Here is a 13,729-nt window from a genome sequence, read left to right on the forward strand (position 1 = left end):
ATCGGGTCAAGCTCATGCTGGCGACGCACGCGGGTATAAGGTCCAAATGAATGGAAGCCCGGCCAAGCGCTGCGACCGGTTGCGTTTCAGCAGCCGGGGAGCGGAGGTCCGACGTCCATGACGCTGCGGGAAAGCGGTTTCGAATCGTACTTCGAAGGCGCGCCGACGGGCTTCGCCATCGTGCTGGAGGCGTCGGGGTTCGTCGCCGTCAATGACGCCCTGCGGCGGATGCTCGGCTATGGGCCGGATGAACTCCTCGGCAAGACGTTCGCCGACATCATCCACCCCGACGATTTTGCGGGCGAACCCTGGTGCGGGCTTTTTGCCCCGGACGCGCCTCCCGTCAGGCGGGAGCTGCGCTGCGTCACGAAAAACCGTGAAACGCTGTGGGTCGCTCTGACCGCCTGGACGCTGAGCGGCTCCGCCGGCGCGCGGGGGCGCGCCATGGTCTCCATCGAGGACATAGGCGCGCGCAAGCAAAGCGAGGCTGAACTTGAAACAACGATCCAGCGCCTGAATGAAGCGCAACGGGTCGCCGGCGTCGGCCATTGGGCCGTAAATCTGCAAACCGGTCTGGCCTGCTGGTCGGACGAGGTTTTTCGAATCTTCGGCCGCGACCCCTCGCTCGGCGCGCCGGGAAATTACCGGGATTGCCGCGGCAATTTCGCGCCCGACGACTGGGCGAAGATCGAGAACGCCATTCAGCGCCTCCAGCAAACGGGCGTCCTTTACGAACTCGACGTCGAACTCCTTCGCGCGGACGGCGAAAGACGGTGGGTGACGCTGCGGGGCGAAAGCGACGTCGATGCGGCGGGCCGCTGCATCATGATCCGCGGCGCCGTGAAGGACATCACCCGTAGCAAGCAGGCCGAGCGGTCGCTTTATGAAAGCAGGGAGTTGCTGAAACTGTTCATCGAACATGCGCCGGCCGCCCTGGTGATGTTCGACAAGGAGATGCGCTTTCTCGCCGCCAGTCGCCGCTGGATCGACATCCACGACCTGCGGGGACGGGAAATCGTCGGTTGCGGACTTTACGAGATCATACCCGACATCCCGGAGCGCTGGAGGGCGATCAACGTCCGATGTCTCGCCGGCGAGGTCATGAGGGCGGACCACGATCGCTTCGATCGCGCGGATGGATCCGTTCTGTTCCTGCGCTGGGAGGTCCGGCCCTGGCGTGACGCCGCCGGCGAAATCGGCGGCCTCATCCTGTTCATGGAGGACCTCACCGAGCGCACGCGCTCGCAGGTGCGGCTCAAGCAAAGCGAAGAGCGGCTGGACGCCATACTGGATGCGGTCGACGCCTGCATCTACCTGAAGGACAGGCAGGGGCGCTATCTGTTCGCCAACGCAGCCGTGCGCCGGATCTGGAGCGCTGAACTCGAGGAGATCGTCGGGTTCACGGACGAAAAATTCTTCGATGCGGAGACGGTCGCCCGCGTTCGCGAAATCGACCGCCGTGTGCTGGAAAACGGGGAGACCCTGCGGCAGGAGGAGCCTGTCGCCGTCCTCGGGACCGGCGAATCGGCGACTTATCTTTCGTTCAAGCTCCCGCTGCGCGACCCCGATGGCGCCGTCTGCGCCCTGTGCGGCATTTCCACCGACATCACCGAGCGCGTGCGCGCCGAAGAGCGCCTGGCCGATTCCGAGCGGCGATATCGCTCGTTGTTCGAAAACATGAACAGCGCGCTCGCGGTGTTCGAGGTCGTTCAGGGCGAAGATGGCCGGCCCGTCGATCTGGTTTACGTTGCGTGCAACAAGCACGTGGAGTCCGTGACCAAGCTCAAGGCTTCGGACGTCGTCGGCAAGCGTCTGACCCAGGTCTTGCCGGGCATCGAGAACGATTCCGTCGATTGGATCGGAAGTCTCGGCGAGGTCGCCTTGAGCGGTGCGCCGGTCCAACTCGAGGGCTATTCGGACTCCCTGGGCGCGCACTTCCTGGTCGCCGCCCATCAGTCCGCCCCGCGGCAATGCGCGGCGAACTTCCAGGACATTTCGAAACGTGTCCAGCACGAAGCGGAAATCCGGCGCCTCAATGCCGACCTCGAGCGCCGCGTCGCCGAGCGCACCGCCGAAGTGCAGGCCAAGGAACGTTTCCTGAGGATGATCACCGATGCGGCGCCCGGCATTCTCGGCTACTGGGACGCCGGATTGCGCAACAGGTTCGCCAACCGCCGCTATCTCGAATGGTTTGGCGTCACGCCCGAGTGGGTCGAGGGACGCGACATGGTCGAAGTGCTCGGCCCCGAGTTATGCGCGGCCGCCGAGCCGCATGTGCGCGCGGTCTTGAGAGGCGAACCGCAGCGGTTTGAGCGTCGCATCGCCAGACTCAACGGCGCGGATGTCTATGTCCTGACCCATTACGTTCCGGACGTTGTCGACGGAGAGGTGCGCGGCTTCGTCGTCGAGATTTCCGACATCACCGACTTCAAGCGGGCGCAGGCCAAATTGGGCGAGCAGGTGAGGGAGTACGAAGACCTCTACAACAACGCGCCTTGCGGCTATCATTCGCTCGATCGCGATGGCGTCATCGTCGGGATCAACGATACCGAATTGTCCTGGCTTGGGGTCACGCGCGAGGAGGTCGTCGGCAAGCGGCGCTTGTCCGAATTTCTTTCGGAAAAATCGAAGGAGGTTTTCAGGCGGACATTTCCTTCCCTGATCGCCACCGGCCGTCTCGACGAACTTGAGATCGAGTTGCGGAAGGCAAACGGCGACCTGTCGCCCGTCCTTGTCTCGGCGACCGCGTTGAAGGGACCGGATGGCGAATTCCAGAACACCCGATCCGTGATGCTGGATTTTTCCCGCCTGCGCAGGGAGCAGGAGACCTTGCGCCAGGTGATGAGGGCCGCGCCCATGGCGGTGCGTGTGGCGTCGCTGGCGGACAACAAACTGTTGTTTGTGAATCGCGCCTTTGCGGAGCTTGTTTGTCGCGCGGAGGAAGACGCGTTGGGGTGGGACATCCGCAGCGGATATCGCGACCCCGCGGTTTTCGACGAAATTTGCGAACGTCTCGCCCGTGGCGAGGTTGTGCTGAATCGGTTGGTGGAGTTCTATCGTCCCGACCAGCCTGAGCGTCCGTCAGTTTGGGCGTTGGCTTCGTTCATGACCATCCCTTACGAAGGACAACCCGCTTCGCTGGCGTGGCTCTACGATGTGACCGCGCTCCACGACGCCAGATTGGTCGCTGAACGCGCGACGGCGGCGCGATCGCAGTTCCTGGCCAACATGAGCCACGAAATCCGCACCCCGATGAACGCCATCCTCGGCTTCACCCGCCTGCTCGACATCGACAATCCGACCCCCGCACAGGCCGACCGTCTCGCCAAGATCAATGTGGCCGCGCAACATCTCCTGGTGCTGATCGACGACATCCTCGATCTCGCGCGGATCGAGGCCGGCGGCCTGAAACTCGAGGAGCGCGACTTTGACCTCGGCCAGTTGTTCGACGATGTCGCCTCGCTGATCGGTTCCGGCGCGCGCGAAAAAGGGCTGCAGCTCAATATCGACATGGACAGCATGCCCGAACGTCTGTCCGGCGATGTCACGCGGTTGCGTCAGGCGCTGCTCAATTACGCCAATAACGCGCTGAAATTCACCGAACGCGGATTCATCACCTTGCGCGCCTCGGCGCTTGAAGAAGGCGACGGCGCGATCCTTGTCCGCTTCGAGGTCGAGGATTCCGGCATCGGCGTCGCGCCCGACGTGTTGCCGCGCCTGTTCAGCTCGTTCGAACAGGCGGATGCTTCGATCAAACGCCGTTACGGCGGAACCGGACTCGGGCTCGCGATCACGCGGCGGCTCGCCGAAGCCATGGGAGGTCAGGCCGGGGTGGACAGCACCCCCGGCGTCGGCAGCACGTTCTGGTTCACGGCGCGGCTGAAGTCCAGCGCCGGCGTAGCGGAGAAAAACGTCGGGAAGCGGAACTTCGCCGCGCATTTCCGCGGCCGGGCGACGCGCATCCTGCTGGTCGAGGACAATGAAATCAATCGGGAAGTGGCCGTCGAACTTTTGCGGGTGGTGGGGCTGAACGCCTCGACCGCCACCAACGGCCTGGAAGCCCTGGACAAGGCGAGGACGGAGCCGTTCGACCTCATCCTGATGGATGTGCAGATGCCCGTCATGGACGGCATCGAGGCCGCAAGGGAAATCCGCAAGCTGGCCGGTTGGGAGACGAAGCCGATTGTGGCGCTGACGGCCAATGTCCTCACCGAGGACCGGCGCGCCTGCCTCGACGCGGGCATGAACGATTTTGTCGCCAAGCCGGTCGATCCGGTCCAGCTCTATGCGACTCTGGCGCGCCTTCTGCCCCGGGAGTCGAGCGTCCATGCTGCGACGCCCATCGAAAAATCGAACGAGGGGTTTGCGGCGATCCGAGGCTTGGACGTCGCATCCGGCGTCAGGCGAATGAACGGCGATGTCGAGGCCTACCAGCGTCTGGCCAGACGTTTCGCCGAACTGCACGAAGGGGATATTGGGCAAATCCGAACGTGTCTGATTCGCGGCGACGCTGAAGGCGCGCGGCTGATCGCTCATACCTTGACGGGCGCCGCCGGAAACGTCGCCGCGATCCTTGTGGCGGACGCGGCCGGTCGCCTTGAGGGCGCTTTGCGACGCCGGGACGAGGCGGCCGAGATCGAGCGCGCCGCGCGCGAGACGCAGGCGCGCTTGGCGGCGGTGGTCGCGTCCATCCTTGCCTCGTTCGCGCCAGCAAAACCCACGACCGAGGCGCGCGTCGCCGTGAACGTTCGCGACGTGAAGCGCGCGCTGGACGAACTCGAGGCGGCGCTCGCCATGAGCGATATTCAAGCTCGGGAGATCGTGGAGGCTTCGGCCTCCACACTCCGAATCGCCTTGGGAAACGCATACGATTCCTTGAGACGACAGGTCGCGGAGTACCGGTTTCCGCAAGCCCTCGAGACCCTGCGGCGCGCACGAAAATCCTGAATGGGCGGAGGCGTCCAAAAATGGTTATTTTTCAATCCAGGCGGCGATCCGCTTGTAGACCTCGGGGCGGCTGAGCAAATCGAAGTGTCCGGTCTCGCAGGCGATCCATTGCCGATCCGGCGGAAAATCCAGGGCGAAGTCCCGGTGGCGTCCCAGCGCGCTCATCACCGGGACGAGGCCGTCTCCGATCAGCAGGTCATTCAAGGCTCCGGGCGACGAAGCCGTCGTCGCCGCAATGGCGTAGCAGGCGACGTCTTCCGGCAGGGGCGCGTGACGCCGCGCATCCGGCTCGCGCGCAAAGCGGTCACGGCCGAGCCAGTCCTCGTCCGCGATGAAGCCGTAGCGGAGATCGGTGACGCCGGCGCTGCGGATTTTTCCCAGAGGCGCGAGGGCGCCCGCGTAGGGAATCTGGCCCAAAATGTCTTCCGCCCAATTGCCGATCCGCTCAAGCGGCGCGCCGTGGTGGGGCGTCCCGAGAAACACAAGTTTTGAGACCTTCTTCCGCCAGGCGTGGGCGGAGGCTTCTCCCGCCAGACAGGCGCTGCGCGCGACGAGCCCGCCCATGCTGTGGCCGACGATCAGCAGATCCTCGATCTCCACGGGCCAGGCGGCGACCAGCTCTTCCAGCGCCGCCGCGAAGGCGCGCCCGTTGGTCGAAACATGGAGGCCGGTGTTGTAGGAGAGCGAAACGGGGGTATAGCCGAAGTCGCGCGCCAGCGCCGCGCCGTGGTCGTGGCTCCCGCGCCTCCAGTGCAGGTCGCTCATGCAGAGACCGTGGACCAGAACGACGAGCTTGCCGGTGACGTTGGGAAACGCGTGCGACAGGGCCTCGCTTTTCAGCGCGAGGGTTTGGCCGCCGGAGCGGAAACGCATGGTCAGCGCAAGCGGATTGCCGGTTTCCGCGAGATGGTCGCCCAAAACCCCGTTCAGCGCCGCAAGCGTCTTTTCCCGCCCCGGCGCGGGCGGCCGCGCCTGCGTCGCCTCGTCCAGCAGCGCCGAGGCGACGCCGGCGCCTTTGGCGGTCAATCGGAACGATGCGCCGAGGCCGCGATAGACCAGTCTCGGAATGCCGCGCGCAAGGCCGGGCGCGAGGCGGGCGAGACCCGGCGTGTCGAGGACCGCATGGTGCATGCGCTCGACGATCCCGGTGATCCCCTCGGCGCCCTCGGCGGCGAGACGCGCGAAACCGAGCGCCTCGGAAAGCGAGAAGGTTTTGGGCTTGGGGGCCATGGGCATTCGATCCAATGCAGGACGCGCGCCGCCTGACGCTGTATTCAAGATTAGCCTGGAACGACTGGGCTTCACAACCTAAGCTGTTTCGTCAAGGCGAGACGCGATATCCGATCCATGCTGCGTTGGCTCCTCCAAGCGTGTAATCATTCTGGTGGTCGAGGGCGGGCTGCGCCGCGTCGACTCCGAAGGCAAAAGGGTCTCATCATGCGGATACTCGTTGTCGGCGCCGGGGCGCTGGGCGGCTATTTCGGCGGCAGGCTGGCGCAGGCCGGCCGCGACGTCACGTTTCTGCTGCGGCCGCGCCGCGCCGCGCTTCTGCAAAGGAACGGCCTCTCCATCCTCAGCCCTTGTGGCGATTTTCATCTGGCTAAGCCTCGCATTGTGACGGCGGAGCAGCTGAAAGACCCGTTCGATCTCATCCTGCTGAGCTGCAAGGCCTATGACCTCGAAGACGCCATGGCTGCTTTCGCCGCCGGCGTCGGCTCCAAAACCGCGATTCTGCCCATGCTCAACGGCATGAGCCATCTTGACGCGCTGGCCGCGCGATTCGGCGCGGACACATGCCTGGGAGGCCTGTGCCAGATTTCCGCCGGGCTCGACGGCGAAGGCCGCATCCAACATTTCAATGATCTTCACTCTCTGGTGTTCGGCGAGTTGGACGGGGCGCCGAGCGCGCGCATGGCGGCGATCGCCTCGGCCCTGACCAATGCGGGGTTTGAAGCGCAGCCGTGTGAAAAAATCCGCCAGGAAATGTGGGAGAAGTGGATTTTCATCGCCGCGCTGGCCGGGATCACCTGTTTGATGCGCGCCGCCGTCGGCGACATTGTCGCGGCGGGCGGCGCCGATCTCGCCCTCGCTTTGTTCGACGAAAACGCCGCGATCGCCGCCGCGAACGGTTTTGCGCCGAGGCCCGCCTCTGTCGAGCGCTCCAAGGGAATCCTGACCGCTAAGGGATCGCCGATCAAGGCGTCGATGTTGCGCGACATCGAGGCGAACAACCCGATCGAGGGCGAACACATTTTTGGCGATCTGCTGCGCCGCGCTCAAGGGCCCTCTTCCTTGCTGCGCATCGCTGACCTGCACGCCAGGGCCTATGAAGCGCAACGGGCGCGCGTATCGGCATGAACCGCGCGGGTCAGTGCAGCCGGAATTCCGCGCCGACCAGTTTGATCTCGGCCGGCTTGATCAGGCCGGAATGGGCGACGATGACCTGATGGATCGCGCCCTCGATTTTTTCGGCCCAAAAATTCAGGAATTTTCGCAATTCGGGGAATTCGGGCTGAAGGTCGTAATTCTGCCAGACGAATTCCTGGATGATCGCCGGATGATCCGGCATCCGGTAGAGGATATTGGCTGTGGTCATGCCATAGCCCTGCAATTGCTTCACGAAGTCCTTCGACACCATCGAAACGCCTCCAATCCAGCCGGGACATTACGGGGCTGTTTTGAAAATATGTCAAGAATCTCAGTTTGTTAGCACTCGATGCGGGCGAGTGCTGATTTTCCTGCTTTCGCCCTCTTGAACGCAGGAATTCCGCTTCCCAACTCTCGCCCGGAGCCGCAAGGCGCCAGGTGACACGTTCATTCGCATCGCAGGGTTTTGATGAAATTTCGTCCCGTCTGATACGGTTTCCGCAAGATCGCTTCGCGATCCGCGAAAACGAAATCGCGCGGAAATCCTTCAGGCGAAGGGCGGATTTCCGCGCGAGCGGAATACGATTTCCGAACTGGTCCTTCGGAAATCGTATGACTTGCGAGTCGGCCGACGCGCCGATCAACCCCGGCGGCGCGCTGGTGACGCTCGACCGCCATTCTCTCCAAGACAGGCGCGAATATCGGCATCGGCTTCGCCGCGCCGATCAATCGCGCGCGACGGGTTTTGGCGCGGCTGGCCGGCTGAGCAGGCGAATCCAGCGGCTTCGCGACCGCCGGGCGCGCGCGGCGCCAGCTTTGACCGCCGCCGGGAGGGCGGCGGTGTCTTGCTATTGCCGGCTGACGACCACTTCGAGATAGTCACTGGGAACCACCATGCTGTCGTCGCCGGAAATGTTGAAGCGGCCGATCAGCTCGATGATGTCGCCCGCCAGCGCTTCGCGTCCGGAGGCGTCGAGCGCTTCAAAGGCCTTCAGCGCCGGGCCGTAGAAGGCGCGGAACGTGTCGACAAAATGCTGCGCCGAGAGATAGCGGAACACGAAGGCGCGTTTTCGCGCGACGACCTGTGACGGAGCGAAGCTCGCCTCCAGCCAGTCGCGGGTTCCCCAGATCGCCGGCGATTTTACCCCTGCTGGCGGCGGAAGATGCTTTCCGATCGTCTTGAACAACTGGCCGACAAAACCGTCGGGCGTCCAGTTGGCGAGGCCAATCTTCCCGCCGCGTTTGCACACCCGCGCCAGTTCGGCGGCGGCGCGGCTCTGGTCCGGGCTGAACATCACGCCGAAGGTCGAGACGACCGCGTCAAAAGTTTCGTTGGGGAAGGGAAGGTCCTCGGCGTCGGCGGTCCTGAAATCGATGTCGAAACCGTCCGCTTCGGCCCGCGCGCGTCCCCGGTCGAGAAGGGTTTGCACGTAATCGGTGGAGGTGACCTTGCACCAGCGCCGGGCCGCCGCCAGAGTGACATTGCCGTTGCCGGCGGCGACGTCGAGAATTTTTTGGCCGGCGCGCAGGTCCAAGGCTTCCGCGAGGTTTTCGCCGACGATCTGCAAGGTTGCGCCAATCACGGCATAGTCGCCGGACGACCAGGCGGCCTGTTGCCGCGCCTTGACGGCCTTGAGGTTGGCGGAGGGATGGCATTCGATCACGGTGTTCATGGCGGTCTCCCTTGTTTCGAGGCCTCGGCGGCCTCTGCACAAAACCCTACGTCTTCAGGCGCTTGCGCTGAATGACCGGCCTGCCGGCTTTCTTGCCCGCGCGTCCAGACTTGAAGCCAAAACGTCGCCCTGTGCGTTTGATGCCCGAATGCGGATCAAGGAGATCATGCCAATGGGCGCGGACGCGCTTTCCGACCTCCTCTCGGCCGTGCATTTGTCCGGCTCGGTGTTTTTCGACGTGACCGCGCAATCGCCGTGGGTGGCGGAGGCGCCGCCCGCGGCTCAGATCGCGCAGGAGATTACGCCGGGCGCGGACTATGCTTTGGAGTATCATGTGGTTACGCGCGGCTCGTGCTGGATCTCCTTGCTCGGAGGCGCGAAATTCGAGCCGGTCAGGCTTGGCGAAGGCGATATCGCGGTTATTCCCCGGGGCGATGCGCATGTGGTGTCCAGCGCGCCGGGCATGCGCGCCGAACCGGACTGGGCGGTTCTTCGCAAGGCGCAGGACGCCGACGCCTTGCCCTTCGCGCTGCGCACCGGTGGCGACGGTCCCGGCGACGCGCAACTGATCTGCGGCTTTTTCACTTGCGACGCGCGTCCGTTCAATCCACTGCTGGACTGCCTGCCGCGTTTCATCCGCTTCGGGCGCGACGCCCCTGGCGCGTCGCATCACCTGCTCGACCAGTTCATCCGTTTCGCCGCCGGTGAAATGGGGAATAAGCGGCCTGGCGGCCAGATCGTCCTCAATCGGTTATCGGAACTGCTGTTCGTCGAGATCATCCGCTGGCATATGGATCAACGCACGCAGAACGGAGGGTGGCTCGCCGGCTTGCGCGATCCCATGGTCGGCCGCACCCTCACCCTGCTGCACGCGCGGCCCGCCCACGCCTGGACCCTGGAGGAATTGGCCTCCCGCGCGGGCGCCTCGCGCTCGGCTTTGGCGGAACGGTTTTCAAGTCTGGTGGGCTGTGCGCCGATCCAATACTTGACCCAATGGCGCATGCAGCTTGCCGCGAAGCGACTCACCGATCCTTGCACGAAGATTTCCGTGGTCGCCAATGAGGTCGGGTATGATTCCGAAGCGGCCTTCAGCCGCGCCTTCAAGAAACTGGTCGGACAGTCGCCGGGACAATGGCGTTGCGCGCGCGGCGTGGAGGCGCAGCGGTGAGCAAGCCTCAGAATGGAAATTCAAGCCCGACCAGGCCGCCGACCGGCTTTTTCTTCATGGGAGAGAGATCGTTTTGGAAGGGAAGGGAATTTTGAGGCGGACCTTGAAAAATCCACTGGGTCTTGGCGTCTTCCGCTTTCCCTCGCGCGTCATTCAATTGAACGGACTGCGTCACATTGGGGGAGGGGACGCAGGTTCCCTGTTCCAGCGCGCAGTGTGGCTTCACGGCCTTCGCCTTTGCCGGCTTGCGCGTTGACGACACAGCGTCGCGCGCCTCATCCTGCGCCGCTGTCGCATGAGCGGCGTTGAGAACAGCCGCGATCAAAAGGACAAACGGGGTTGCGCGCCTCGAAACCATATCACTCCAGTTCACTTGCCTTTCAAGCGAGCGTCATTGTGCCTGCGCGAGAGGCAAAAGTCACGCGGCGCACCGCCGGGCATCTGTGAAGGACGCAGTGCGCGCGCTCGTTATTGCGCGCGTCCCCTTACTTGAACTTGTAGTAATCGGTGTTGAGCGCGGCGACGATGGCGGCGATGTCGTCGGGGTTGAGCTGCGCGCCGGCGCCCGCCACGCAGCGCGCCACTTGCCGCTTCAACCCGTCCATCGAGGTCACCTTGAGATTGGGGCGCGTGAAGAATTTCGCGGGATCGCCGTCCGGCGCCCGGGAGGTGTGGCAGTCGCCATTGCAGCCGTTCTCCGCCATCAGCTTGCGGCCGAGCGCGACCTCGTCGCCGGCGTAGGCGGGGACGGATGCGACGAGCAGGCTCAAAAACACCAGATTACGCGACCACATGTCCAACTCCCCAAAATCTCTTCTGATCGACGAGGCGATCGGTCAGGACGGCGCCGATCCACATCGACCATAGCACGATCCAGGCGGTGGAGGCGAAGACCGAGGCGCCGGACACGCCAGCGCCCACCGCGCAGCCGCCGGCGAGCACGCCGCCGAAGCCCATCAGGCAGCCGCCGGCGATGTAGCGCCGCATCGACGACCCGTCATGAAAACCTTCCAGCTTGAGGTCGCCGCCATAGAGGCCCGCCAAAAAGCTGCCGACGAACACGCCGGGGATCAGCCCGTGGTCGAAACTCAAACCCCCGCCCGGTGGTTGCAGAACATACATCAGGACGTCGGCCGAGGGCGACGTGAAACTCAGCGCATGCACCGGCGTCATCTCGAACGAGCTGAGCGACATGGCGTAATTGAAGGCCCAGGCGGCGGCGACCATCAGCCCGACGCCGGCCGCGGTGAGCCCGTTTGACAACGACAGCTTGTTGCGCCGCGCCAAAAAGATCGCCAAGGCCAGCCAGCACAGGCTGAACAGGATGGCGCCGACATGGCTCATGTGAAAAATCACCAGCAGGTCGCGCGCCGAGGCGTCCACCGTCCAAAGACCGTTGATCGCGGCGCGCAGCGGCGACAGCGCCCCGTCGCGCGACATCTGCGCGACGACCGCAAAGACGAGTCCCGCGAGCAAGGCGCGTAAATTGCCGGTGGCGGAAAGCACCAGCATGCGGCTGCCGCAGGCGCGTGTAAACGTCATGCCGCAGCCGAACATCAGGCCGCCGATGATGGCGCCGGACAGGCTGCCGCGATTGTTGAGCGCGCGCACCGTGCCGGTGTCGAACAGGTCGAACACGATCAGCGCCTGGGTGGCGATCAGCGCGGTGGAGAACACGAACAGCCAGATCGCCAGCCGCTCGCCCATCTGGCCGTGCGCCACCTCCAGGGTCGCGGCGCGCAGGCAGAAGCGCGATCTTTGCGCCAGCGCCCCGAACAGCAGGCCGAGAACGGCGCCGCCGAGGGCCAGGGCGTTGCGGTCGCCGAAGCGGTCGATGAGCGCGTCGAGACTCATGTGGCGAGGCCGGGATTGCCTTCGACGTTTTTCAACCGCGGCAGGTTGAGTGTTGGCGGCGCCACCGTTTTTTTCGCCCGCAGGTGGCGCGCGACCAGCTCCCAGATCGGCTCGCCGCCGGCGTCGCGCGCCGCTTCCGAGACGGCGGCCCAGCCCGCCACTTTATACGTTTTGGTCGCGTCGATCGGCTTGCCGTTGATCGCCATGTCGGCGATGCGGGCGCCCATGGCGGCGGTGGGGTCGCACGAAAAAGTCATGCCGCCGACGCGCACCATGTCGCCGCCCTGCTGGTAATAGGGATCGGGATTAAACAGGTTGTCGCAGACATCCTCCAGCACCGTCTTGATCTGCGCGCCCGTCATGTTGGTGAGCGTCGCGGAGGGGTAGGTGATCGCGGTCTGGTCGAGGACGTTTTCCATGGTGATGGAATCGCCCGGCAGCAGGGTTGTTCCCCATCGGAATCCGGGCGACAGCGCGATTTCCGCATCCTTTTCGGCGATCAGGGCGTCGAGGATGAGCTGGTCGAAACTGCCGTTGAAATTGCCGCGCCGGTAAAGCAGGCCCTCGCTCACCGCCAGTTTTTCATTGAGCTTGCTTTCGAACGGCGCGCGCGTTTTCGTGATCAGCGCGTCCATCTCGAGGTCGGGCGCCAACAGGTTGGCGAACACCGGGAGCAGGCGGTAGCGATAATCCGAGACTTTTCCCGCCTTCACGTCGAAGTCGAGCACGCCCAAAAACTTGCCGTTCGAGCCGGCGTTGGTCACCAGCGTCCTGCCGCCCGCGTTTTCGACGAGGCTTGGAACGGGAATGCCGTCATGCGTGTGGCCGCCCAGAATGGCGTCGATGCCGCGCACCCGCGACGCCATTTTCAAATCGACGTCCATGCCATTGTGCGAGAGCACGACAACCACCTGCGCGCCCTCGGCGCGGGCGGCGTCAACGCTTTGCTGCATGGCGTCTTCCTGGATGCCAAACGTCCAGTCGGCGACCATGTAGCGCGGGTTGGCGATGGGGGTATAGGGAAAAGCCTGGCCGATCACCGCCACTTTTATCCCGTTCACCGCACGGATCACATAGGGTTTGAACACGGGATCGCCGAAATCGGCGGTCTTGATGTTTTGCGCGACAATGTCGATGGCGCCGGCGAAATCTTTTTCGGCGACCTCCTTCACGCGCTCCTGGCCGTAGGTGCATTCCCAGTGCAGGGTCATGATGTCGACGCCCAGCAGCTTGGCCGCATCGACCATGTCCTGGCCCTTGGTCCACAGCGCGGCGCCCGAGCCTTGCCAGGTGTCGCCGCCGTCGAGCAGCAGCGCCCCTGGGCGCGTCGCGCGCAGCCGCTTCACCAGAGTGGCGAGGTGAGAAAAACCGCCGACTTTCCCGTACAGCGGGGCGTAGCGTTCGAAATCGAGATAGGTGAACGCATGGGCGAGGCGCGTCTTCGGCGCGATGCCGAATTGTTGCAGGAACGCCTCGCCGACCAGATGCGGGGGGCGTCCGGCCATGCCGCCGACGCCGATATTGACGCTGGGCTCGCGGTAATGGATGGGCCGCAATTGCGCGTGGCAATCGGTGATGTGCAGCAGCGACACATTGCCGAAACCGGGCGCATCATAAAGCGCGTCAGCGGCCTGCTCCGCGCGAGAAGAGTCGAGCGGCAGCGCCATGCCCGCCGCGCCGGCGGCCGAGAGAAGATGAAAGAATTCGCGACGGTTCATGG

The 13,729-nt window shown here is 64.3% G+C and carries 9 protein-coding genes; 3 read left to right on the forward strand and 6 right to left on the reverse strand.

Annotated elements, in window-relative coordinates; genetic code table 11:
• Nucleotides 1–117 precede the first annotated feature (117 nt).
• Nucleotides 118–4,947 carry a PAS domain-containing hybrid sensor histidine kinase/response regulator gene (locus GJ654_RS01870; protein WP_155444385.1) on the forward strand — a complete coding sequence of 1,610 codons (4,830 nt, stop codon included), beginning with the start codon at nucleotides 118–120 and terminating at the stop codon, nucleotides 4,945–4,947.
• A 24-nt stretch (nucleotides 4,948–4,971) separates the two neighbouring features.
• Here the strand turns inward: GJ654_RS01870 and GJ654_RS01875 are convergent, their stop codons facing one another.
• Complete coding sequence (locus tag GJ654_RS01875; protein WP_155444386.1) at nucleotides 4,972–6,177, reverse strand: alpha/beta fold hydrolase; 1,206 nt, start codon at nucleotides 6,175–6,177, stop codon at nucleotides 4,972–4,974.
• A gap of 207 nt (nucleotides 6,178–6,384) precedes the next feature.
• Between GJ654_RS01875 and panE the strand changes: the two genes are divergently transcribed.
• Nucleotides 6,385–7,305, forward strand: coding sequence for a 2-dehydropantoate 2-reductase (gene panE / locus GJ654_RS01880; protein WP_155444387.1), 921 nt, complete (start codon nucleotides 6,385–6,387; stop codon nucleotides 7,303–7,305).
• A 10-nt stretch (nucleotides 7,306–7,315) separates the two neighbouring features.
• Here panE and GJ654_RS01885 read toward each other — a convergent pair whose 3' ends face one another.
• Together GJ654_RS01885 and GJ654_RS01890 are read right to left on the reverse strand one after the other, a co-directional pair.
• Complete coding sequence (locus tag GJ654_RS01885; protein ID WP_155444388.1) at nucleotides 7,316–7,585, reverse strand: usg protein; 270 nt, start codon at nucleotides 7,583–7,585, stop codon at nucleotides 7,316–7,318.
• 577 nt (nucleotides 7,586–8,162) lie between these two features.
• Complete coding sequence (locus tag GJ654_RS01890) at nucleotides 8,163–8,987, reverse strand: class I SAM-dependent methyltransferase (protein ID WP_155444389.1); 825 nt, start codon at nucleotides 8,985–8,987, stop codon at nucleotides 8,163–8,165.
• Nucleotides 8,988–9,159: 172 nt separating this feature from the next.
• Here GJ654_RS01890 and GJ654_RS01895 point away from each other — a divergent pair, with 172 nt between their 5' ends.
• On the forward strand, nucleotides 9,160–10,155 hold the full coding sequence (locus tag GJ654_RS01895; RefSeq protein ID WP_155444390.1) for an AraC family transcriptional regulator: 996 nt from the start codon (nucleotides 9,160–9,162) through the stop codon (nucleotides 10,153–10,155).
• A gap of 485 nt (nucleotides 10,156–10,640) precedes the next feature.
• Here the strand turns inward: GJ654_RS01895 and GJ654_RS01900 are convergent, their stop codons facing one another.
• The 3 genes from GJ654_RS01900 to soxB are packed head-to-tail and all read right to left on the reverse strand — an operon-like array spanning nucleotide 10,641 to nucleotide 13,727.
• Nucleotides 10,641–10,949, reverse strand: a complete 309-nt coding sequence (locus tag GJ654_RS01900) for a hypothetical protein (RefSeq protein WP_155444391.1) — start codon at nucleotides 10,947–10,949, stop codon at nucleotides 10,641–10,643.
• Nucleotides 10,936–12,009 carry a YeeE/YedE family protein gene (locus GJ654_RS01905; RefSeq protein ID WP_155444392.1) on the reverse strand — a complete coding sequence of 358 codons (1,074 nt, stop codon included), beginning with the start codon at nucleotides 12,007–12,009 and terminating at the stop codon, nucleotides 10,936–10,938. The genes GJ654_RS01900 and GJ654_RS01905 overlap by 14 nt, the downstream gene beginning before the upstream one ends.
• Nucleotides 12,006–13,727: a thiosulfohydrolase SoxB gene (gene soxB / locus GJ654_RS01910; protein ID WP_155444393.1), complete on the reverse strand. Its 1,722-nt coding sequence runs from the start codon at nucleotides 13,725–13,727 to the stop codon at nucleotides 12,006–12,008. Before soxB ends, GJ654_RS01905 begins: the two co-directional genes overlap by 4 nt.
• Nucleotides 13,728–13,729: the final 2 nt, after the last annotated feature.

Origin of the sequence: Rhodoblastus acidophilus (genome assembly GCF_009720655.1) — a bacterium.
In the GTDB taxonomy this organism is placed as follows: Bacteria; Pseudomonadota; Alphaproteobacteria; order Rhizobiales; family Beijerinckiaceae; genus Rhodoblastus; species Rhodoblastus acidophilus_A.

Excerpts from the sequence above, each read along its gene's own strand:
- GJ654_RS01890 (WP_155444389.1), bottom strand. The coding sequence starts at position 8,987 with ATGAACACCGTGATCGAATGCCATCCCTCCGCCAACCTCAAGGCCGTC.
- GJ654_RS01875 (WP_155444386.1), bottom strand. The coding sequence starts at position 6,177 with ATGGCCCCCAAGCCCAAAACCTTCTCGCTTTCCGAGGCGCTCGGTTTC.
- GJ654_RS01895 (WP_155444390.1), top strand. The coding sequence starts at position 9,160 with ATGGGCGCGGACGCGCTTTCCGACCTCCTCTCGGCCGTGCATTTGTCC.
- GJ654_RS01870 (WP_155444385.1), top strand. The coding sequence starts at position 118 with ATGACGCTGCGGGAAAGCGGTTTCGAATCGTACTTCGAAGGCGCGCCG.
- GJ654_RS01900 (WP_155444391.1), bottom strand. The coding sequence starts at position 10,949 with ATGTGGTCGCGTAATCTGGTGTTTTTGAGCCTGCTCGTCGCATCCGTC.
- GJ654_RS01885 (WP_155444388.1), bottom strand. The coding sequence starts at position 7,585 with ATGGTGTCGAAGGACTTCGTGAAGCAATTGCAGGGCTATGGCATGACC.
- soxB (WP_155444393.1), bottom strand. The coding sequence starts at position 13,727 with ATGAACCGTCGCGAATTCTTTCATCTTCTCTCGGCCGCCGGCGCGGCG.
- GJ654_RS01905 (WP_155444392.1), bottom strand. The coding sequence starts at position 12,009 with ATGAGTCTCGACGCGCTCATCGACCGCTTCGGCGACCGCAACGCCCTG.
- panE (WP_155444387.1), top strand. The coding sequence starts at position 6,385 with ATGCGGATACTCGTTGTCGGCGCCGGGGCGCTGGGCGGCTATTTCGGC.